This is a genomic window from Mucilaginibacter litoreus, assembly GCF_042676805.1.
GTDB lineage: Bacteria > Bacteroidota > Bacteroidia > Sphingobacteriales > Sphingobacteriaceae > Mucilaginibacter > Mucilaginibacter litoreus.
This window is the reverse complement of record NZ_JBHTHZ010000001.1, coordinates 1-19,794: the sequence shown is the minus strand read 5'-3', so window position 1 is coordinate 19,794 and position 19,794 is coordinate 1. Positions and strand designations below refer to the sequence as shown.

Annotated in this window: 19 protein-coding genes; 18 read left to right on the top strand and 1 reads right to left on the bottom strand. The window is 40.1% G+C overall.

Annotated elements, in window-relative coordinates; genetic code table 11:
- The first annotated feature begins 21 nt into the window (after positions 1 to 21).
- The 5 genes from ACFQZX_RS00095 to ACFQZX_RS00075 all read left to right on the top strand — a co-directional run bounded on the left by ACFQZX_RS00095 (position 22) and on the right by ACFQZX_RS00075 (position 3,800).
- Positions 22 to 486, top strand: coding sequence for a hypothetical protein (locus ACFQZX_RS00095; RefSeq protein WP_377110698.1), 465 nt, complete (start codon positions 22 to 24; stop codon positions 484 to 486).
- Between the two features lie 48 nt (positions 487 to 534).
- Positions 535 to 1,320: a DUF5672 family protein gene (locus ACFQZX_RS00090; protein ID WP_377110696.1), complete on the top strand. Its 786-nt coding sequence runs from the start codon at positions 535 to 537 to the stop codon at positions 1,318 to 1,320.
- Between the two features lie 24 nt (positions 1,321 to 1,344).
- A complete protein-coding gene (locus ACFQZX_RS00085) occupies positions 1,345 to 1,920 on the top strand; it encodes a serine acetyltransferase (RefSeq protein ID WP_377110694.1) in 576 nt (191 codons plus the stop codon).
- A gap of 45 nt (positions 1,921 to 1,965) precedes the next feature.
- Positions 1,966 to 2,469, top strand: a complete 504-nt coding sequence (locus tag ACFQZX_RS00080) for a DUF892 family protein (RefSeq protein ID WP_377110692.1) — start codon at positions 1,966 to 1,968, stop codon at positions 2,467 to 2,469.
- A gap of 71 nt (positions 2,470 to 2,540) precedes the next feature.
- Positions 2,541 to 3,800, top strand: coding sequence for a hypothetical protein (locus ACFQZX_RS00075; protein WP_377110691.1), 1,260 nt, complete (start codon positions 2,541 to 2,543; stop codon positions 3,798 to 3,800).
- Between the two features lie 20 nt (positions 3,801 to 3,820).
- Here ACFQZX_RS00075 and ACFQZX_RS00070 read toward each other — a convergent pair whose 3' ends face one another.
- Positions 3,821 to 4,195, bottom strand: a complete 375-nt coding sequence (locus tag ACFQZX_RS00070) for a hypothetical protein (RefSeq protein WP_377110689.1) — start codon at positions 4,193 to 4,195, stop codon at positions 3,821 to 3,823.
- 299 nt (positions 4,196 to 4,494) lie between these two features.
- Between ACFQZX_RS00070 and gmd the strand changes: the two genes are divergently transcribed.
- From gmd to ACFQZX_RS00005, 13 genes are all read left to right on the top strand, one after another.
- Entirely contained in the window at positions 4,495 to 5,610 is a 1,116-nt protein-coding gene (gene gmd, locus ACFQZX_RS00065; RefSeq protein WP_377110688.1) for a GDP-mannose 4,6-dehydratase, read from the top strand.
- A gap of 448 nt (positions 5,611 to 6,058) precedes the next feature.
- Positions 6,059 to 6,787 carry a polysaccharide biosynthesis/export family protein gene (locus ACFQZX_RS00060; protein ID WP_377110686.1) on the top strand — a complete coding sequence of 243 codons (729 nt, stop codon included), beginning with the start codon at positions 6,059 to 6,061 and terminating at the stop codon, positions 6,785 to 6,787.
- Between the two features lie 9 nt (positions 6,788 to 6,796).
- The gene (locus ACFQZX_RS00055) at positions 6,797 to 9,154 is read left to right on the top strand and encodes a GumC family protein (protein WP_377110685.1); all 2,358 of its coding nucleotides are present in this window, start codon (positions 6,797 to 6,799) and stop codon (positions 9,152 to 9,154) included.
- A 49-nt stretch (positions 9,155 to 9,203) separates the two neighbouring features.
- Positions 9,204 to 10,730 carry a hypothetical protein gene (locus ACFQZX_RS00050; protein WP_377110684.1) on the top strand — a complete coding sequence of 509 codons (1,527 nt, stop codon included), beginning with the start codon at positions 9,204 to 9,206 and terminating at the stop codon, positions 10,728 to 10,730.
- A 27-nt stretch (positions 10,731 to 10,757) separates the two neighbouring features.
- Positions 10,758 to 12,410: a hypothetical protein gene (locus ACFQZX_RS00045; protein WP_377110683.1), complete on the top strand. Its 1,653-nt coding sequence runs from the start codon at positions 10,758 to 10,760 to the stop codon at positions 12,408 to 12,410.
- Between the two features lie 38 nt (positions 12,411 to 12,448).
- Positions 12,449 to 13,513 (top strand): CgeB family protein, encoded by a 1,065-nt coding sequence (locus ACFQZX_RS00040; RefSeq protein WP_377110682.1) that lies wholly within the window; start codon positions 12,449 to 12,451, stop codon positions 13,511 to 13,513.
- Positions 13,513 to 14,601 carry a CgeB family protein gene (locus ACFQZX_RS00035; protein ID WP_377110680.1) on the top strand — a complete coding sequence of 363 codons (1,089 nt, stop codon included), beginning with the start codon at positions 13,513 to 13,515 and terminating at the stop codon, positions 14,599 to 14,601. The genes ACFQZX_RS00040 and ACFQZX_RS00035 overlap by 1 nt, the downstream gene beginning before the upstream one ends.
- Positions 14,602 to 14,603: 2 nt before the next feature.
- Positions 14,604 to 15,581, top strand: coding sequence for an exostosin domain-containing protein (locus ACFQZX_RS00030; RefSeq protein ID WP_377110679.1), 978 nt, complete (start codon positions 14,604 to 14,606; stop codon positions 15,579 to 15,581).
- 88 nt (positions 15,582 to 15,669) lie between these two features.
- Entirely contained in the window at positions 15,670 to 16,482 is an 813-nt protein-coding gene (gene rfbF, locus ACFQZX_RS00025; RefSeq protein ID WP_377110678.1) for a glucose-1-phosphate cytidylyltransferase, read from the top strand.
- A gap of 17 nt (positions 16,483 to 16,499) precedes the next feature.
- A complete protein-coding gene (locus ACFQZX_RS00020; RefSeq protein ID WP_377110677.1) occupies positions 16,500 to 17,591 on the top strand; it encodes an NAD-dependent epimerase/dehydratase family protein in 1,092 nt (363 codons plus the stop codon).
- Between the two features lie 9 nt (positions 17,592 to 17,600).
- Positions 17,601 to 18,143, top strand: coding sequence for a dTDP-4-dehydrorhamnose 3,5-epimerase (rfbC, locus tag ACFQZX_RS00015; RefSeq protein ID WP_377110676.1), 543 nt, complete (start codon positions 17,601 to 17,603; stop codon positions 18,141 to 18,143).
- 43 nt (positions 18,144 to 18,186) lie between these two features.
- On the top strand, positions 18,187 to 19,506 hold the full coding sequence (locus ACFQZX_RS00010; RefSeq protein WP_377110674.1) for an NAD(P)H-dependent oxidoreductase: 1,320 nt from the start codon (positions 18,187 to 18,189) through the stop codon (positions 19,504 to 19,506).
- 186 nt (positions 19,507 to 19,692) lie between these two features.
- The coding region (locus ACFQZX_RS00005; RefSeq protein ID WP_377111273.1) for an NAD-dependent epimerase/dehydratase family protein at positions 19,693 to 19,794 on the top strand (102 nt) is incomplete at its 3' end.

Below are 19,794 nucleotides of genomic sequence, written 5' to 3'. Positions count from 1 at the left end.
AATTATACTAATTTAATTTTTATGCCTAATGTTACTGAGAAAGACATCATTGATTTCCTTGAAAACAAGGTGGTTTACCATAACCGCGAAATACAACGTATCAGGGACATCCTATCCGCATTAAGCGGAAGTTATATCGAAAATACAGAAAACGCTAACCAGTCGTTAGAGAATATTTCGGCAGAAATGCTTAGAACAGAAAATGATAGAACGGTTTTTAGGGCAGTTGTTAAACCCTTGATTGTGCCTGATAATTATAGGTCACAATTACCTATGAGTTTAAAAATCTCTTACGTGCTTGACAAAATAAATGCAGGTATGAAAGATGATATTGCAAACTACATTGTGTCACTGCAGCCGGATCTTCAGCTTGACAGGCTTACCAAGCATCTTTCAACAGTGCTCTCTGAACTGAAATCAAAAAGTTTATTATCCGCTGTTAAAGAAGGCCGTAAATACAGATATAGCCTTATCAGGCAACAATAAGCCGACTAACGCATCAAAAATCCAGCTACTGCTGTCCCTTATAATTATATGAGTGCGAAAACTAAATTAGTAACCGTAATCATCCCTATTCATTTGGATGAACCGACAGAGCTTGAAAAAGTGTCGTTAACACAAACCTTGTCTGTACTAAACAAATACACAATTACGTTCATGGCACCTTATGGGCTTGATGTAAAATGGTATGAAGCTTTTTGCAAAGGCAAAGGAGAGGTGGTGTTTGAAAGGTTTGGCTGGAAAGGTTACGAGCAATACAGTGTATTGCAAAGCAATCATAAGTTTTATGAGCGCTTTTTGTCATACAAATTTATTCTGATCTGTCATCTGGACGCCTTTGTTTTTAACGACGAACTTGAAAAATGGTGCCAGCTTGACTATGATTATATTGGTTCGGTTATATATAACCCGGTATTCAACTTAAAAAATACCTTATGGCGAAGACTTACAGGTTTTGTAAGTCCAGAGTATTTTGGTAACGGCGGGTTTGGGCTTAAAAAGGTATCGACATACTATAATATCACAAAAAAATTTAAAGGGTATATTAATCTTTATCACTTTATAAGAAAAATGCGCGGCAGGCCATTTTATGATGACCTGTTTTTTACCCAGCACTTTCCTAAACTATCATCCAGGTTTACAATTGCTCCGCTATCTGAGGCACGTTGGTTCGGAGCAGCTTATGAAAAATATCAGGAAACCAAGCTGCCATTTAGCGATAAAAAAAGCGATACACTTCCTTTTGGTATACATGGCTGGATACAGCATAATCGTGAGTTTTGGTTGCCTTGTATAAGGCAATATGGTCATTCTGTTTAATTGTTTAATATAAAATATAAATTCATGTCGTTACTCAATGCTATAAAGCTTGATCTTAGGGCCAATACTTATAGTAAAAAGGCTGCTATTGTTGTTGTGATGTATCGCATAGCCAATCACATCGCATTGAGCCGCTCAGCGGTTATACGTATACTCGGTTACCCAATTCTTAAAATTTATCAGGTATTTATTGTCTGGCTATGGGGTATAGATATACCGTATTTTACAAAAATTGGGGTAGGCCTTAATCTGGGCCATGGCGGTGCGGTTGTGGTTAATAGCGATACGGTTATTGGCGACCGTGTATTGCTTAGGCAGTTTACAACAATAGGCAATAAGGGCTTAAACATGAGCGGATCGCCGGTTATAGGCAATGATGTTGAGATAGGGGCTAATTGTGTATTAATAGGTGATATTACCATTGGTAACAATGTAATAATAGGAGCGGGCAGCGTAGTTACCAAATCAATCCCGGCAGATTCGGTTGCCTATGGTAACCCCTTGAAAATTACCGGAAGAACCGTGTTTGGTGGAAGCAAGCCTGCTCATCACAAGCGGGCTCGAAATATGCAAATGGTTACAGGCAACCTGGTAGCTTAAAGTTACACCGCTGGTAGTAAACACTTACCTTATAGCATATAAACAATGATAACCTATATTGATAAACTAAGCTTTGAAAAGCTTAGGTCGGTTTTTATTAATTATTTGCATTTGGTATACTGTGCAAAGCATCATTTGATAGAACGTTTTACAGAAATTGAGGATGATGCAAATTTTAATGATCTGAAACTGGCTATTGATGAAACTATTGACGATACGCGTAATCAGCTTTTAAGAATAGAGGCAATATATATTTTAATGGATGTTGAACCCAATTTAACATCTTGCGATAGCTTTATTAACCTGGCTGAAGATGCTTTTTATAAAATACAAAAGCACAGCATGGAACCACAGGTAAGAGATATGTACCTGCTATTTTACATGCAAAATGTAGAAAACCTGGAGATGGCTTCATGGCAAGTATTAGAGATTATTGCAAATAAATTAAAAATGGAGCCGGTAAGAGCGATGCTAAGAGAATGTTTTGATGAAGCAAAGGCCGACCGCGCCTTGCTGTTATCAATCATGAGGAAATTGATTGCCGGTTAATAAATTTTATAATAGAGTATCCAGTTCTTTATAAGATCAGTTCATATTATGGGTAAACGGTTGTATGATACTTGCAGCCGTTTTTAAACTTCGACCAGGTGCTTTTCATAAAAATAGCTATAGTTATAGGTGGTTTATTTGGCTTAAGTGGCAATTCAATTGTAACGAACGAGCCAAAGATTGTTAACGTATCGCCCGAGGCTTATGGTGCGGTAGGTGACGGCATTGCAGATGATACCAAGGCCTTGCAGCAAATGTTTACTGACGCCATAAAGAATAAATTTAAGATAGTTATTCCATCAAAAACATATAAAATCAGTAAAACCATCAACATTGTGCCTCCGGTAAACAAATCTGAATTCCGATTGGATGTTGAAGCAAATGGCGAAAATACGTTAATCTATTCCGGATCAACCGGGCCTTGCCTGCGCATAGTGGGTATGCGTTTTTCTGTTTGGAAAGGGCTTAAAATAAAGCTTTTGGCTTCGCCGGGTATAGCAGGCATAGATCTGGATACTGACAATACCGCTCATTCTACATCAAATATTAATTTTACGGGCTGTCATATCAGTTTGGGTAAAGGTGTCAATCAACGCGGATGGCGCTTGGGTGTAATTTCTGGGGGTGGTGCCGATATAAGTGTAATAAACTGGAATAATTGCTCTGTATACGGCAATTACGGAAAAGTAATTACAGGGCAAACCGGATGGCATAACCAGGGGCCAAACTGTTTAAATAATATTTTAAACACTTGTTTTGGAGCTTATTTAGATAAGTTTTTTAGTAATACCTCTACCGAGACGAATAAGACAGGTAATGGAGCATTTTATTTTTACGGCTTGGGTACATCGCACAATAACCTGGAGTTTGAGATATCTAACGCCCAAACTTATGTGATAAGTGGTGGCCGGTTTGAATTGGGCAAACATGTATTACATGTAACCAATAGTAATATATCACCAAGCATAATATTCAGGGGGATTGAGATAAGTAATTATGACCCGTCAGAAAAATCAGACCTTAATAACGGATGCCTTTTTTATTTGGATATGCCTTGCTATTTAAAACTTGATGGTTGTAACATTGGCAACAAAACACCATATAATGAAAAAATGATACGCGCTTTCGGCGGTGGTGAAGGTAAAGGAGTAGGCACAATTATAATTGAGGGTGGTAGTATCTGCGCCAATAAAAACGCATTTTACCAGGTTAATTTAAATAAAACAAGGTGGGCAGTATATGTAAAGGGAGTAGGAAGGTTGGAAAACGGTGTAAGGGTTGAACAAATGACCGATAAAAGCGGCATGGTAGCGGTGAATGCAAACCGTTAATTTTTAACCAAGCCCATGTTTTAGGTTTTTTTGGCTTTTTGTTTAATTAGCTCAGAGGATAATAATTCCTCAAATTCTTCAAGCAGGCAGATATATTTATTTTTCCAGTCGATACCATTTTCCGCGTCATCAACCTTAGTAAGCTTTTGCCGATTCACGGATAAAGTGTTACATGTTTTAAAATCATCAGGAGAAAAAAGCTCCGGCATTTCTACAGAAAAATCATGATTCAGCGCTTTTCCAATCCTGTATATAATTGTGGGGCTTAATTGCTTCTGGTTAAACCAGTTGTATACAGATCTGCGGTTAACTTTTGTAAGAGCTGCCAATTCGGTAATACTATAACAGTTTCGTCTAACAGCCCGTTCAACAATTTGTCCGTAATGTGTACTCATAAATATTATTAAAGCTTTACTATATATTAATAAACTATGCCGAAACCACTGTGCCTGATATTTGCTTTAAACATAATTAATTATTCATGGCAAAAATAATTAATATTTATTGCAATTAACGGTAGTTGTGCTTGTTAATATATATTATTCTATTATTAAATCTATGCAATGTGTTTTTTTCGGGTTTTTTAAAACTTATTGCTATATGTAATAATAATCACAATTGTAAATAATATTCTAATGCGTCTTAATGATAACCAATTAAAAATTCAAACGAATTAATAGTAAATATAATATATATGAAAAAAAAGGCTTTAATTACTGGTATAACTGGTCAGGATGGCGCGTATTTAACTGAGTTGCTTTTATCTAAAGGATATGAAGTGCACGGCATTAAACGCCGGAGTTCATTATTGAATACAGATCGGATAGATCATTTATATCAGGACCCGCATGAAGAACAAATTAACCTTATTTTACACTATGGTGATCTGAGCGATTCAACTAATCTTATACGTATAATAAGCGCAGTAAAGCCCGACGAAATATACAATCTGGGAGCGATGTCGCATGTCAAAGTGAGTTTTGATACACCTGAGTACACTGCAAATGCCGACGGACTGGGTACATTACGTTTACTGGAAGCCATAAGGATACTTGGGCTTGAAAAGAAAACTAAAATTTACCAGGCATCAACATCTGAGCTTTATGGTTTGGTACAGGCTGTTCCGCAGTCAGAAAATACACCATTTTATCCACGTTCTCCTTATGCAGTAGCCAAACTGTATGCATATTGGATCACCGTAAACTACCGTGAAGCTTATGGAATATTTGCCAGTAATGGCATCTTGTTTAATCATGAAAGCCCGTTAAGGGGCGAAACGTTTGTAACCCGTAAGATAACAAGGGCAGTAGCGAAAATAGCACTTGGCATGCAGAACAAATTATATCTTGGCAATTTGGATGCACAAAGGGATTGGGGCCATGCTAAAGATTTTGTTGAGGCAATGTACCTTATTTTACAACAGGATGAGCCGGGTGATTTTGTGATCGCGACTGGAGTTACTACTACAGTACGCGAATTTGTACGCCTGGCTTTTTTACAGGTGGGTATATACCTGGCATTTACCGGGCATGGGGCCGATGAAAAAGGCTATGTTGAAAATTGTACAAACCCCGACTTTTATTTGGAACCAGGAACGGAAGTAGTATCTGTTGACCCTAATTATTACCGCCCAACCGAAGTTGAATTACTTATAGGTAATCCGGCTAAAGCTAAAGCCAAACTTGGATGGGAGCCCAAATATGATATCTACTCATTGGCCAATGAAATGGTCATGGCAGATCTGGAGCTATTCGGGAGGGATAAGTTGTTAAAAGAATCTGGTTACGTTGTTAATGATCAGTACGAATAATCATTAAATATTAACAGCTGCTGTTAAAGCTATTACTTGATTTAAGATTTATTTTAATATTATTTATTGAATATTAAAATCCTAAACAACAGATTCCTTTTAAGGGTGGGTTATTACAGTATTACAAAGCAGATAAAATATTTATAAGAAAATTGCATTTTTAGTATCTAAATCTTATTTAATAATGTTATTTCTCAGTATTTCTCTCTTTTGCTCAATATAATACCCACAATCTAAAATCTCTATTTATTATATTTTTTTGTGATTAATTTTAAAGTATTAAACAAAGGGGTTTATTTAAATAAGCCTTTGAATTTTAAATTAAAATAAGCGCTGTAAGCGAAATGGCGAAGCTTTGGTTAACAACGAAACCAGCCCGCCAATAACAAAGCAACTCTTCTTTCAGACTGCGCTATTTAATACTCATTTAATTACTTAACTAAATATAATGAAAAGAACACTACTTTTCCAGGCTGTTGTATTAATGGTTTGGCTATCTTCCTGCAGCTCATATAAAAACGTGCCTTATTTTCAGGATGTAAAACGGTCGCCGGTGCCGCAGGAAGATATCACAAATTTTTCGCCGCTGATTGTACAACCGCAGGATGTTTTAAGTGTACACGTTACCAGCCTAAATGCAAGCGCCTGGCAGGATTCTACCAATAAGGCTGAATATATAGTAAGCGAACAGGGTAATATACAATTACCATTGCTTGGCCAGGTGCAGGTAGCAGGGTCAACAGCTACAGAGCTACAAACAAAATTTACAGAAGAACTTAAAAGATTTTTGAAAAGCCCCACAGTAAATGTTAAGATCCTCAATTTTAAAATAGCAGTATTAGGAGATGTTATGCGCCCGGATGTTTTTAAGATAAACAATACCAGGGTAACCGTTTTAGAGGCGCTTAGCCTTGCAGGCGATCTGAACATTACCGCCCGCAGAACAGATGTCTTGCTTATAAGAGAGGTTAATGGTAAACGATCTTATATCAACATCGATCTCACCTCCGCCAAGCTATTTCAGGCCGATACCTATTACCTGAAAAATAACGACGTGCTATACGTAAAACCGGATAAAACAAAATTTGCAGAAGTTGACAGGGGCTACCGTACTCTGAGTTTGATACTGTCGGGTTTATCAATAGTTGCCATTGTTCTTGCTAATGTACTTAAGTAATAACCAATCATGAAAAACGAAAACATCAAAAATATATATAAAGAGTCGGGCGGAAGTAATCAAACAGAGTATTTGAAAAAGCTGTGGAATACTTACTCCTATCATTGGCCGCTTTTTTTGATAAGCATTGTAATATGTTTGATAGGAGCGTATTTCTATGTGCAAAATACTATACCTGAATATCAGATCCAGGCCAAAATATCCATTAATGATTCAAAAAAGGATCAGACCGAAACAAAGGCGGCACTTGAAAAACTGGATATTTTACCAACAGCAAAAATAATTGAAAGCGAGGTGGCTATAATTAAGTCAAGGGCGTTGATACGCAGGGTAGTTAATGAACTTGACCTATGGGTAAATTATCAGGTTCCGTATCATCTTACATATAAAGATATCTATGATGACGTCCCATTGAAATTTGTGGCTAACGCACCTTTAAATAAATTAGAGAAGGCATGGGTAATGGATTTAACCGTTATAGACCCCGGGCATTTTACTTTAAAAAGTAATAAGGCAAGTACCGGTATCATGCCGTTCAACAAGCCTTTGATAAATAAGTTAGGGCACTGGCAAATTAATGCTTCCGCAAGGGTGAAAGATTATATTGGTAAAACCATCAGGATAAAAGTTGACGACCCCGAAGCTGTAGTTACCAAATATCAAAAGGAAATAGATGTTATACTAGACAGGAACGCCCCTCTGATTGAAATGAAAATGAATGACCAGGTTGCTACCAGGGGCGTTCAGGTATTGAACCATCTGATAGGTGCCTACAAGTACAACAATATTGATTTCAAAAACCGCGAAACTGCCCGTACACTAAAGTTTATTGATGAAAGGCTTGCCTCGTTAACTCATGAATTATCCGGCGCCGAAAAAACGGTTGAAGATTATAAAAGCAGCATAGGCCTTACGGATATCTCCTCTCAATCGCAGCTTTATTTAAATAACATACAATCAAATGATACTAAACTCAACGAGGTTAATATTCAGTTGAATGTAATAAGAGAAATAGAAGCATTTGTAAATTCATCTTCGCATTCTGCTGTACCTGCCACCATTGGTATCGCCGATCCCGGGTTGATTAACCTGGTTGATCAGCTAACCAATCTGGAATTGCGCATGACAAGGATGCTTGCTACTACCCCACAGGAGAACCCAATATTTGTACCCATTGTAAGCCAGATAGCCAGCACTAAAGAGGCAATCAAAAATAAGATCAGGAGTATTAAATCATCTCTTAAGGCTACTAAAAGTCAGCTGCAGTCTAATAACTCCAATTTCGAGTCTTCAATTAAAAGTATACCTGGTCAGGAGCGCCAGTATATTAGTTTTAAACGGCAACAAGGCATTAAAGAAAACCTTTATGTGTATCTGCTGCAAAAACGGGAAGAGATAGCGTTAAGTTATGCGTCAACATTAGCGGATGCACGCACAGTAGAAGATGCGTATTATTATCCGCCGGTAATGTCGCTTAAGTTTCCGGTGGCAATAGCCTTATTACTTGGTTTAGTGATTCCTGCAGGCTTTATTTCGTTGCGTAAGGCATATAATAACAGGGTGCTAACCCGTACCGAGATAGAAAAAAGTGTTTCGGCCCCTATAATATGCGAACTTTTACGCTCTAAGAACAAAAGCGAGTTGGTAGTACAAAACAATAATCATTTTGCTATAAGCGAACAGATAAGGTTACTAAGAACCAACTTACTACAAGCCTCAAGCGATGTAAATACCGGCAAAGTGGTGCTTTTTGCATCCAGCAAATCCGGCGAGGGAAAGAGCTTTGTAGCAAGCAACATTGGTATGTCGCTCGCTGCATCGGGTAAACGCACCATCTTAATTGAACTGGACCTTAGGAAACCTAAAATATCCCGGATATTTAACTTGAGTAACTCAAAACCTGGTATAACCGAATACCTGAATGGCACTGCATCTGCAGATGAAATTGTTCAGCCTTCCGGCGTTCATCCAAATCTGTTTATGATAGGCTGTGGTACTATTCCGGATAACCCTTCAGAGTTGCTTGAAAGTGAGCGAATGAGTTATCTGATCAATAAGCTTAAATATGAATATGATAATATATTGATTGATTCTCCACCAATGCGTTTGGTATCAGATACCACTATCTTAGCGCCTCTTTGCGATATAAGCCTATATATAATAAGGCATAATTACACCAATAAAACCGAACTTGATTATATAGAAGAGGTATACCAGTCTAACAAGCTTAAAAACATGCACGTGGTTTTCAATAGCGTAGAGATGGATGAGCGTTTTGGCTATTATATGGATTGGGATTATTACGCTGATAAAAAAAGTAAAGAAACTAAACAATCTGTATTTACAGACTTTGCAGCCCGGTTCTGAATTCTTCTGTTCAACATATCCTTTCTGTTGCGTATTAACCGTCTAAAACATGTCTATAGCTAAACGCTTAATTAACGGAAGTCTGGCTTCATGGTTTCAGATAATTATCACTGTTTTAACACAGGTGCTTTTAGTGCCGGTATACTTATTGTCATGGGATGTTGAAACTTATGGTTTGTGGCTTGCCATACAGGCACTTTCCATCCTGTTCATTACGCTTGATACCGGCCATCAAACCTACCTGAATTTTGAGTTTCTGCGCATCGGTCAAAACAATCCTAAAAAAGTCAGTCTATATTTATGGTCGGGGGTTTGGGTTGGTTTTGGGGTAGGTATTTTGCAAGTCTTACTCATATTGATTATTGTATTCACCAACCTGCTTGGTTTGTTGTTAAATGAGGCCCAGGGTTTAAGCAGTTCATTAATACAATCGGCAGGACTGGTGCTGATCATTCAAAGTGTAAGTAACTGTTTATGTTTAAGCGGAGGGGGGGTCATAAACCGTGTGCTTGGCACATTTGGCTATTATCCAAGAACAGCCTGGTGGACGGCCGGGGCAATGGCCGTAGCTGCAATAGCCCCCGCTATTGCTGTAGCTTACGGGGCAAATTTATTAGAGGCTGCAATTGTAAGAACCGTTGTATGCGGCATTTATTATGCCTTGCAGTATATCGATTTTTTTTACCTGCTGCATAAAAATAAAATAAGAATTAGCAAAGGCTCATTGCGCTTAGGATGGAAAAACTTTTTAAAATCAATTCATATATCTGCAAAGAGCATATTGGAAAACGCCCGTAATGTAGGCGTAAGGGTAATACTTGCACCCCTAACCGGGGCTGTAAATCTGGTTGCATTTTCAACCTTACGTACAGGTGCTAATTTTGCTATGCAGGGCCTTAATACGATTACAAATCCATTGATGCCAGAACTGATGCATTTTTTAAATAAGCGCGATCAGGAACGCAGTGAAACTGCTTTAGGAACCATATGGATAATTATTGTTGCCATAATGTCGCCGGGCGTAGTGGCGCTGCAAACATTTATAGAACCATTGTTTAATTTATGGACGCGAGGGAAAGTGGTATTTAACCCCATGTTGTTTGCTGTACTATCATTAAGCGTATTGGTTTTTGCAATCGCCCAGCCGGCAATTGCCATTGTTACAGGCAATAACCTGCTGCGTGTGCAATTGAAAATATCCGCCATAGCGGCATTAATTGTATTGGTCGGCATGATTGTGCTTGTACCGCGTATTGGGTTGCTGGGTGCAGGGCTGGTATTGCTGGCTGCAGAAATTGTTACCTGTGTAAGTTACATATCAGCTGCTAAAGCATGGCTGCATAATAATCAATTAATTTGGCCGCGCCAGGCATCATATATAGCAAACAGGTCTGTTTTTATTGCAGCAGTGGGTATGGGCCTTATTATCATGTTAAAGCATGATAAATATATCTTATTAGCTGTTATCCTGTTTATGCTGCTCCTGAATTTATATGATTACTGGCGCACTATGCCATTTTTCGCGCGGTTCAGAACAAAGCAAATGTTCCGTAGCTTATCTGTTTTCAGAAAGTAAGCGCCGTTTTTTTATCACCATTTCGTTATGACAGTTACAAATATGGCAGGCGCCGGTACCGATAACTCATCTTCATTTATAAAAGACCTTGCAAAGTGGTCATGGATAGTTTTGCTTGTAGCCTCGGTACTCCAGGTATTTATTTTTACAACCCTGCCAAATACCGTTGCTGTGGTTTGTGTAATAATGGCATGGTATGTTGTAAAAAGCGTTTACCTGCGGATAGAAATGATAAAAGATTATCCACTTTCCACATTTTTGATTTTAGGCTTTACGTTAACCCAGTTCTATTTCCCCTTAATATTTACCTTATCAGAGTGGAAGCCAGTGGTGTTCAATTTAAAGCTGCCATATGAGGTGTTTTTTCATTCTTCTGTTACATTCATCATCCTGGTTTTGGCGCATAGCCTTTATCGCTTATTGCCTTACAATCTTCATAAGCGCCAGGATTCACTTTTAGCAAAAGCTGGTTTATATGATGCACCAACAAGCATACAATTATGGGCTATGGGCTTGATAGGCATAGGAGCTACCTTTTATGTTTATTTGTACTCGCCAAATATAGGATGGGAGGTTACAGGTTCACCATCAGATAAAGCCATTCAATCTTTAATGCCTTTTTCGTATGCTCCATTTTTCATTCCTTTTGTAAGCATGTATGGCAGCAAAGAGCCCCTGCCTAAACGGCTGTTGCTTTATCTGGCAGGTTTTACATTATTATTATTTTTAGTGAGCATAGGCCGCAATAGCCGCGGCGGTTTTATGATAGGTTTCACATCAGTAGGTTTTTCTTACTTTTTAGGCTTATTGCTTGGCGTTTACAAAGCCAAGTTTTTTACTGTTAAAAATGCCGTTATAGCATTAGGTGCTTACCTGTTATTTACAGGCCCCATTGCAGATATAGGTACTGCTATGGTACTGGTGCGTGCAAAGCGGATGGATATACCTTACAACGAACTCATTGGCCTCACCTTTGAAGCTTATAAGGATAAATATAGTATTGAAAAGTACCGCATGTCTGACATTACCGAAAAAAGGGACTGGGATGAGAATTATCTGAATAATATTTTTCTTGCACGCTTTTCAAACATCAAGTTTAACGACGCCAGTTTAATAGAGGCTAAACGCATGGGCAAAGTAGATCCGCTGATGCAAAAGTTTAACGTTGATTACGTTTTATCCGTTTTGCCCCAACCGGTATTAGATCTGCTTAAAATTGATATTGATAAGAAAATGCTGCGCGGTAACTCCATAGGCGATTATCTTTATTACCGCGCGGGTGCATCTGAAACAGCTTTAGGGGGCTACCGCACAGGTAGCATGGCTGGTATAGGCATGGCAGCTTTTGGGTGGTGGTACCTTGCAATACTTGGGGTAGGTATAATTCCTGTATTTTATTTATTTGATTTGCTCTTCATTAAGAAGCTTATTCTCGGCAACGGGCAGGTAAATACCAAACTATGCTTTAGTTTATGCGGTATGCTATCGCTCGATGCGATTTTCAGGTTTTTGCCGGCAGAGAGTGCTACAGCTACAATTACCTTTTTAATGCGCGATTTTATACAATTTGTTGCCCTTTATCTGGTTGTATACCACTTAACGCGCCTGTTTAACTTGATAAAACATAAGCCCGCCAGTATCTCTTACGGCAACAGGGCTCTCATCAATAACCCGGTCTGACAAATTCCGTCTTCTTTTTAATTTTTAATAATTGCATTATGGCTAAGATACTGTACCTCGGTAACGATCATCCGTCAACTACTTCAAGTCACAGGGCAAATGCGTTACGCAGGCTGGGGCATGTTGTTAAAGTTTTTGATATCGACGAAATGATAGGCAACCTGACTTTGTCGCGATACCTGGAACCATTACATTTTAGAACGGGGTACAGTTTTTTGCAAAACCGGGTAACTAAATGGACCAAAAAAGTGGTTGAAAACAACCGCGGTGCTGATCTGATATGGGTAAACAGTGGCGATAAGTTAGGGCCGCGATCCATGCGCGAATTAAAAAAAATAGGTGTACCCATCGTCTTGTACAATAACGATGACCCTACGGGCGGGCGTGATGGCGGGCGATTCAATTCATTGATAAAAGCTTTGCCATACTATGATCTTTGTGCGGTAATGCGCGAAACTAATGTAGATGAATTTAAATCTAAAGGTGCCAAAAACGTGATGCGGGTGTGGATGTCATACGATGAAATTTTGCATAAACCTTATACCAGCCATGCTGATATACCGCATGATTTTAAAACAGATATAGTATTTATTGGTACCTGGATGAGGCACGAAAAACGCGATGAGTTTTTACTTGAATTGATAAGGGGCGGGCTTGGGCTATCCATTTACGGTGACCGGTGGAAAAAATCTACTCACTTTAAAGAACTGCAACCGTATTATAAAGGCAAAAGCCTAAGTGGCAGTAATTATGTTGCTGCCATACAAGGAGCAAAAATCTGTTTAGGCCTGCTATCAAAGGGTAACCGCGATTTACACACGCAACGCTCATTGGAGGTGCCGTTTGCAGGTGGATTGTTATGTGCGGAACGCACCTCAGAACATCTTGACCTTTATGAAGAAGGCAAAGATGCAGTATTTTGGAGCGATGCCAAAGAGTGTATTAAAGTTTGCAGGTGGTTGATTGATAAAGACAGCCATCGTAAAAAAATAGTTTATAATGGCATGCAAAGGGTTAGGAGTAATAAAGTAGGCAATGAGGATGTGTGTGAACAGATACTTAAAGAAGTTGAATCATTAAAAACAAATGTGGTATTAAGGTAATGGCTAACATTTTATATATCGGTGATAGTAATCCCGGTTCAACCTCCGCGCACCGGGCCGGCGCTCTTCAACGCCTGGGGCACACTGTATTGATTAAAGATCCTTACAAGGTATTTGCCACAAGTTTATTTGAACCCCTTCATTTACGTACAGGGTACAGATTAATCCAGGGCAAAATGCTTAAGTGGGTAAAATCAATATTGGTTGTACTATATAAGCCTGACGTTATTTGGGTTGACAGCGGGGAGTTACTTGGCCCTGATTGTATAAAATTATTAAAAAGCTATAATTGCCCGGTTATACTGTACAATGTTGATGATCCAACCGGTAAACGCGACGGAAGAAAGTTTGATTTGTTACTTAAGGCGCTTGATATTTATGATCTGGTAGTAGTTGTACGGAAAGATACTGAAGAAGAATGCCTGAAACTGGGTGCCAAACATGTGTTACGGGTACTGCGAAGTTATGATGAAGTTGCACACCAGCCCTTTAAAAATTATACCGACATACCAACAGAATACCGGTCGGCAGTAGCTTTTATAGGCACCTGGATGCGCCGCGAAAAGCGTGATGAGTTATTTTTAAAATTGATAGAGGCGAATATTCCTTTTCGCATATGGGGTATCAGGTGGCAAAAATCGCCTCATTGGGAAGTATTAAAACCCTATTATGCCGGTGGTGCTTTAAGCGGCAGAAATTATGTAGCTGCTATTCAGGGTGCAAAGGTTTGTCTTGGCCTGCTCTCTAAAGGTAACCGCGACCTCCATACGCAGCGCTCGTTGGAAATACCTTTTGCAGGTGGTTTATTTTGTGCCGAGCGTACAAGCGAACACCAGGAAATGTACCAGGAAGGGGTAGAAGCGGTTTTTTGGTCCACGCCTGAAGAATGCGTCCAGGTGTGCAAAAGGCTTCTTGATAATGATCTGCTAAATGATACCATCCGGATGGCCGGAAGAAACCGTGTGCTGAAAAACGGTGTGGGTAATCAGGATATCTGTAAAAGGATATTGGAGGAGATAAATATACCGGTTACCCAAGTTAACACTAACACTGTAAACAGCCAGGCATCCGCTGTTTTAGCAAACTAAGCATGATGTACAACCAAGGTTCAGCCTGGATTAAAGTATACATAACTTCGGCATACAACGATGCCGAACCCCTGGCTTCAATAATTAGGTATGCATCGTTAGATAGGCTTAAAAAATTTGAGCTTGTTGATAGTGCCGATGATGCTGATTTCATACTTTTTGTTGAAAACTCCAGGTATCATGCCGACAGGTTTTATAATAAACTTAAAAGCCATTACCTGGTTAAAAAATATCCCGATAAGGTATTTATGTATAATCCACATGATAAGCCCTGGCTTGTTTTGCCCGGCTTATATGCATCTATGCCCAAACAGTTTTTTAATAAAAATTATATAGCCGCTACACCGTATATAGAGAACATCAACCCTTACATTAAGTATGACGCGGCAGTTAAGCCTGAATACCTGTTCTCATTTGTTGGTAGTCCTAACTCTGCACCACGCCGCAGTATTTTAAAACTAAGCCACCCGCACGCCTTTATAAAAGCATCTGCCAGCAATATGTTCGGAGGGCAGGATCTGACAGATGAAAAGTTAAGTTACGCTAAGCTGCTTAGCCAAAGCAAATTTGTGTTATGCCCGCGTGGGGCGGGTACATCATCATTCAGGATATTTGAAACCATGCAGGCCGGCAGAGTGCCCGTTATTATATCAGATAACTGGGTAGCCCCCAAAGGCCCCAGGTGGAGCGACTTTGCATTGTTTATACCTGAAAAAGATGTAGCTCAAGTACCTGCAATAATAGAAAAGGCCGATAAGGAATGGCCCCTGAGATGCGCCCTAAGCCGGGAAGCCTGGGAGAATTTTTTTTCACCAGAAGTTTTTTTTACCTATTTGCTGGAAAGTGTAGTCCGTTTGAACAGAACCAATGCCGATATCAGGCTATCCACGCAAACCCTGCATTATATCCCCTTTCTAAAATATGTTTTCAGGGCAGGGGTTATTCAAAAGCTAAAATCGGCCCTGGCTTATAACAGGTAATTATTCTCATACAAAGTATTGCGGTTAATAATTACTCTCAAAGCGCCGCATCATACCAGTCATTTTCTAATCTCAAAAAAATATTTTTATGAAAGCAGTAATTCTTGCCGGCGGGCTTGGTACACGCATAAGCGAAGAAAGCGGTGTCAGGCCCAAACCAATGGTTGAAATTGCAGGTAAACCCATCCTTTGGCACGTGATGAAGATATACTCTTATCATGGCGTTAATGAGTTTATAATATGCTGCGGTTATAAAGCGCATGTTATAAAAGAATATTTTGCCCAGTACTGTCTTAATAACTCTGATGTAACCTTTGATATGGTTAACAACAGCGTTGAAGTGCATAAGCAGCACGCTGAGCCATGGAAGGTTACACTGGTATACACCGGGCACAACACCATGACAGGGGGGCGCCTTAAAAGGGTTAAAGATTATATAGGCAGCGATACGTTTTGCATGACTTATGGTGATGGGGTAAGTGATGTTGACATCAGCAAACTCATTAGTTTTCATAAAGCGCAGGGCACATTGGCAACGCTTACAGCGGTACAACAGCCAGGCCGGTTTGGGGCTTTTAATTTAAATGAGGGCGATACCCACATCAATCATTTCCATGAAAAACCATCGGGGGCTGATATGCCATGGATAAACGGTGGCTTTTTTGTGCTGGAACCTGAAGTGCTGGATTATATAACCGATGATGATACAACCTGGGAAAAAGAACCGATGGAGTACCTGGCCCGGCAAGGCGAATTGTCGGCATATAAACATACCGGTTTTTGGCAGCCAATGGATACCCTGCGCGATAAAATGTATTTAGAAGAGCTTTGGGCCGCAGGCAAAGCCGCGTGGTTCCAAAAATTAGCTACCCCGCTTTATAATCAAAGTATTAACCCATAAAACCAACTTAATTAACTATGAAGATTTTAATTACCGGAAACATGGGCTATGTTGGCCCGGGAGTTGTTGCACAATTGCGCTCTGCCTTACCTAATGCTACACTTATTGGCTACGATATGGCCTATTTTGGGTCATGTTTAACCAATGCCGAAATATTGCCTGAAAGAAAACTTGATCTGCAGATATTTGGTGATGTAAGAAATTTAAAGCCGGATGTATTGCAGGGGGTAGATGTTGTTATACACCTTGCAGCCATTTCTAACGACCCAATGGGAAGCCGCTTTGAAGATATAACGCTGGATGTCAACTATTTGTCCAGTATACGATTGGCGCAGATAGCTAAAAATGCCGGTGTTAGATCGTTTATTTTCGCATCAAGCTGCAGCATGTATGGTGCGGCAGAAAGCGAACCAAAAACAGAGGATTCGTCATTAAACCCGCTTACGGCTTATGCGCGCTCAAAGGTATTTACCGAAATGGACCTCAAGCCATTGGCCGATGAAAATTTCACGGTAACATGCCTGCGTTTTGCTACAGCATGCGGCATGAGCAACAGGCTGCGGCTTGATCTGGTATTGAACGATTTTGTGGCCTGTGCGGTTTCATCAGGCCATATCAGTATTCTAAGTGATGGCAGCCCCTGGAGGCCGCTTATCCATGTTAAAGATATGGCCCGGGCAATTGAGTGGGCTGTAAAGAGAGATTATACTACCGGTGGCAGGTTTTTAGCTGTTAATGCTGGCAGCAATCAATGGAATTATCAGGTGCATGAACTGGCATCGGCTGTAGCCCTTGAAATACCCGGTACCGAAATAAGCCTGAATACAGATGCTCCGCCAGATAAGCGGTCATACTGTGTAAACTTTAATTTGTTTGGTTTGCTTGCGCCTCATCATCAGCCACAATACACCCTTGGGCAAACAATAAAAGAGCTGGCAGAAGGGCTTCGTGCCATCAATTTTGCCGATGCTGATTTTCGAAACTCCAACCTGATGCGGCTTAAAGTACTCACCGGCCTGCAGGATAACAATCTGATCAATACCGATCTGGAGTGGACAGATAAAGCCACTTACATCGCAGAAAAATCGTCACCATTTGAAACAGTTTAACCTAAACACATGATTTTTACCGAAACCAAATTAAAAGGCGCGTACATTATTGATGTAAAACGCCTTGAAGATGAGCGCGGATTTTTTGGACGTTCATATTGCATGCAGGAGTTTGAAATGCATGGCCTGAACATTAATGTAATGCAGGCAAATGTAAGCTACAATAAAAAGAAGGGTACTTTACGCGGCATGCATATGCAGGCAGCGCCATTTGGCGAAACAAAACTGGTGCGCTGTACCCGAGGCTCTATATATGATGTGATAATTGATATGCGGCCAGACTCTGACACCTTTAAACAATGGATAGGGGTTTCGCTCAGCGCAGATAATTACCGTATGTTGTATGTGCCCGAAGGATTTGCCCACGGCTTTATAACCCTGCAGGATAATACTGATGTTACTTACCAGGTAACGCAGATGTATGTGCCTGTAGCAGAGCGTGCTTACCGTTGGGACGACCCGGCGTTCAACATCAAGTGGCCTGTCGACCCTATCGTTATATCTGAAAAAGACCGCTCACACGCCATGTTTGAGTCGCCTGTATTAGCCTGAAAAGTCTGTGTTTCCCTTTCATTAATTATTCAATCAAACCAATATGATTATAGTTGATACCGCTTTGGCCAAACGAGAGGCCGATAATAACCCTGTAAGGGTTGCAATGGTTGGCGCTGGTTTTATGGCCAAAGGCATTGCTTTACAAATTTGCAATTACATACCAGGTATGGAACTGGTAGCCATATCAAACCGTGATGTCCGGAAAGCTGAAATTGCTTATAATGAGGCAGATGTGTTTAATGTAGAAGAAATAACTACGGTTGAGCAATTGGAAGGAAATATCAAAAACGGTATTGCAAGCATTACAAGCGATGCCTTTTTGCTTTGCCAGGCAAACGGAATAGACGCTATAGTAGAAGTGACCGGATCCGTTGAATTTGGCGCGAATGTTATTCTTGCTGCCATTGAAAATAAAAAGCATGTCATTTTAATGAATGCCGAGGTCGACGGTACTGTTGGCCCAATATTAAAAGTTTATGCAGATAAAGCCGGCGTAGTTTATACAAATGTAGACGGCGACCAGCCCGGAGTACAAATGAACCTTTACCGTTTTGTAAAGGGCCTGGGCGTAAAGCCTGTGCTTATAGGTAATATAAAGGGCCTGCATGACCCATACCGCAACCCTACAACCCAGGAAGGCTTTGCAAAAAGATGGGGGCAAAAACCAGCTATGGTATCGTCATTTGCCGACGGAAGTAAAATTTCATTTGAGCAGGCAATTGTTGCTAATGGCACCGGTATGCGCGTAGCCAGGCGAGGGATGCTTGGCCCCACCGCAAAGCCGGGTACACCACTTAAAGAGGCTATTGAGCTGTACCCGCTTGATGAATTATTGAACGATGGCCCCGGAATAGTAGATTATGTAGTGGCTGCCGAGCCCGGGCCGGGGGTATTTGTTATTGGCACACATGATCATCCGCAGCAAAAACATTATCTTAACTTATATAAATTGGGAGAGGGGCCGTTGTATCTTTTTTATACGCCTTACCATTTGTGCCATTTTGAAGTTCCGGCTACTATTGCCCGCGCTGTATTGTTTACCGACGCGGCTTTAACACCATTGGATAAACCATATGTTGAGGTGGTTGCCGCCGCTAAAATTGCTTTAAAAGCAGGCGATATACTTGATGGTATTGGCCATTACATGACTTACGGCTTATGCGAAAACGCAGATGTAGCGGAAATGGAAAACCTGTTGCCTATTGGAGTAGCCGAAAACTGTATTCTTAAACACGATTTAGCCAAAGATGCAGTACTTACTTACGATGATGTGATTCTACCAGAAGGAAGAACAATTGATAAACTGCGGGCTGAGCAACGCCAGCATTTTAAACTCAACAAAGTATTGAGCAACTCGTAGCTTAATCATATCAAATAATGCACTGTTGTTGTATTACTTAGCTAATTGCCCATGCGACATTTTAAGCCCGTATGGGCAATTGGTGCTTAAAGGGGCTGCTTACCACACTAATAAAATTTATTGCGCCTGCCGTTGCATTGTATTTTAAAAGATCACTTAACCATTATTACTTACTCTAATTAATTCATGTCAAAACGTAAACGGATATTGATAACCGGCGCGGCCGGTTTTTTAGGGTCGCACCTGTGCGACAGGTTTATCAAAGAGGATTATCATGTTATAGGGATG

What these genes read in the sequence shown, in the direction of transcription:
- ACFQZX_RS00095 (WP_377110698.1), top strand. Translation starts at nt 22, where the DNA reads ATGCCTAATGTTACTGAGAAAGACATCATTGATTTCCTTGAAAACAAG.
- ACFQZX_RS00090 (WP_377110696.1), top strand. Translation starts at nt 535, where the DNA reads ATGAGTGCGAAAACTAAATTAGTAACCGTAATCATCCCTATTCATTTG.
- ACFQZX_RS00085 (WP_377110694.1), top strand. Translation starts at nt 1,345, where the DNA reads ATGTCGTTACTCAATGCTATAAAGCTTGATCTTAGGGCCAATACTTAT.
- ACFQZX_RS00080 (WP_377110692.1), top strand. Translation starts at nt 1,966, where the DNA reads ATGATAACCTATATTGATAAACTAAGCTTTGAAAAGCTTAGGTCGGTT.
- ACFQZX_RS00070 (WP_377110689.1), bottom strand. Translation starts at nt 4,195, where the DNA reads ATGAGTACACATTACGGACAAATTGTTGAACGGGCTGTTAGACGAAAC.
- gmd (WP_377110688.1), top strand. Translation starts at nt 4,495, where the DNA reads ATGAAAAAAAAGGCTTTAATTACTGGTATAACTGGTCAGGATGGCGCG.
- ACFQZX_RS00060 (WP_377110686.1), top strand. Translation starts at nt 6,059, where the DNA reads ATGAAAAGAACACTACTTTTCCAGGCTGTTGTATTAATGGTTTGGCTA.
- ACFQZX_RS00055 (WP_377110685.1), top strand. Translation starts at nt 6,797, where the DNA reads ATGAAAAACGAAAACATCAAAAATATATATAAAGAGTCGGGCGGAAGT.
- ACFQZX_RS00050 (WP_377110684.1), top strand. Translation starts at nt 9,204, where the DNA reads ATGTCTATAGCTAAACGCTTAATTAACGGAAGTCTGGCTTCATGGTTT.
- ACFQZX_RS00045 (WP_377110683.1), top strand. Translation starts at nt 10,758, where the DNA reads ATGACAGTTACAAATATGGCAGGCGCCGGTACCGATAACTCATCTTCA.
- ACFQZX_RS00040 (WP_377110682.1), top strand. Translation starts at nt 12,449, where the DNA reads ATGGCTAAGATACTGTACCTCGGTAACGATCATCCGTCAACTACTTCA.
- ACFQZX_RS00035 (WP_377110680.1), top strand. Translation starts at nt 13,513, where the DNA reads ATGGCTAACATTTTATATATCGGTGATAGTAATCCCGGTTCAACCTCC.
- ACFQZX_RS00030 (WP_377110679.1), top strand. Translation starts at nt 14,604, where the DNA reads ATGATGTACAACCAAGGTTCAGCCTGGATTAAAGTATACATAACTTCG.
- rfbF (WP_377110678.1), top strand. Translation starts at nt 15,670, where the DNA reads ATGAAAGCAGTAATTCTTGCCGGCGGGCTTGGTACACGCATAAGCGAA.
- ACFQZX_RS00020 (WP_377110677.1), top strand. Translation starts at nt 16,500, where the DNA reads ATGAAGATTTTAATTACCGGAAACATGGGCTATGTTGGCCCGGGAGTT.
- rfbC (WP_377110676.1), top strand. Translation starts at nt 17,601, where the DNA reads ATGATTTTTACCGAAACCAAATTAAAAGGCGCGTACATTATTGATGTA.
- ACFQZX_RS00010 (WP_377110674.1), top strand. Translation starts at nt 18,187, where the DNA reads ATGATTATAGTTGATACCGCTTTGGCCAAACGAGAGGCCGATAATAAC.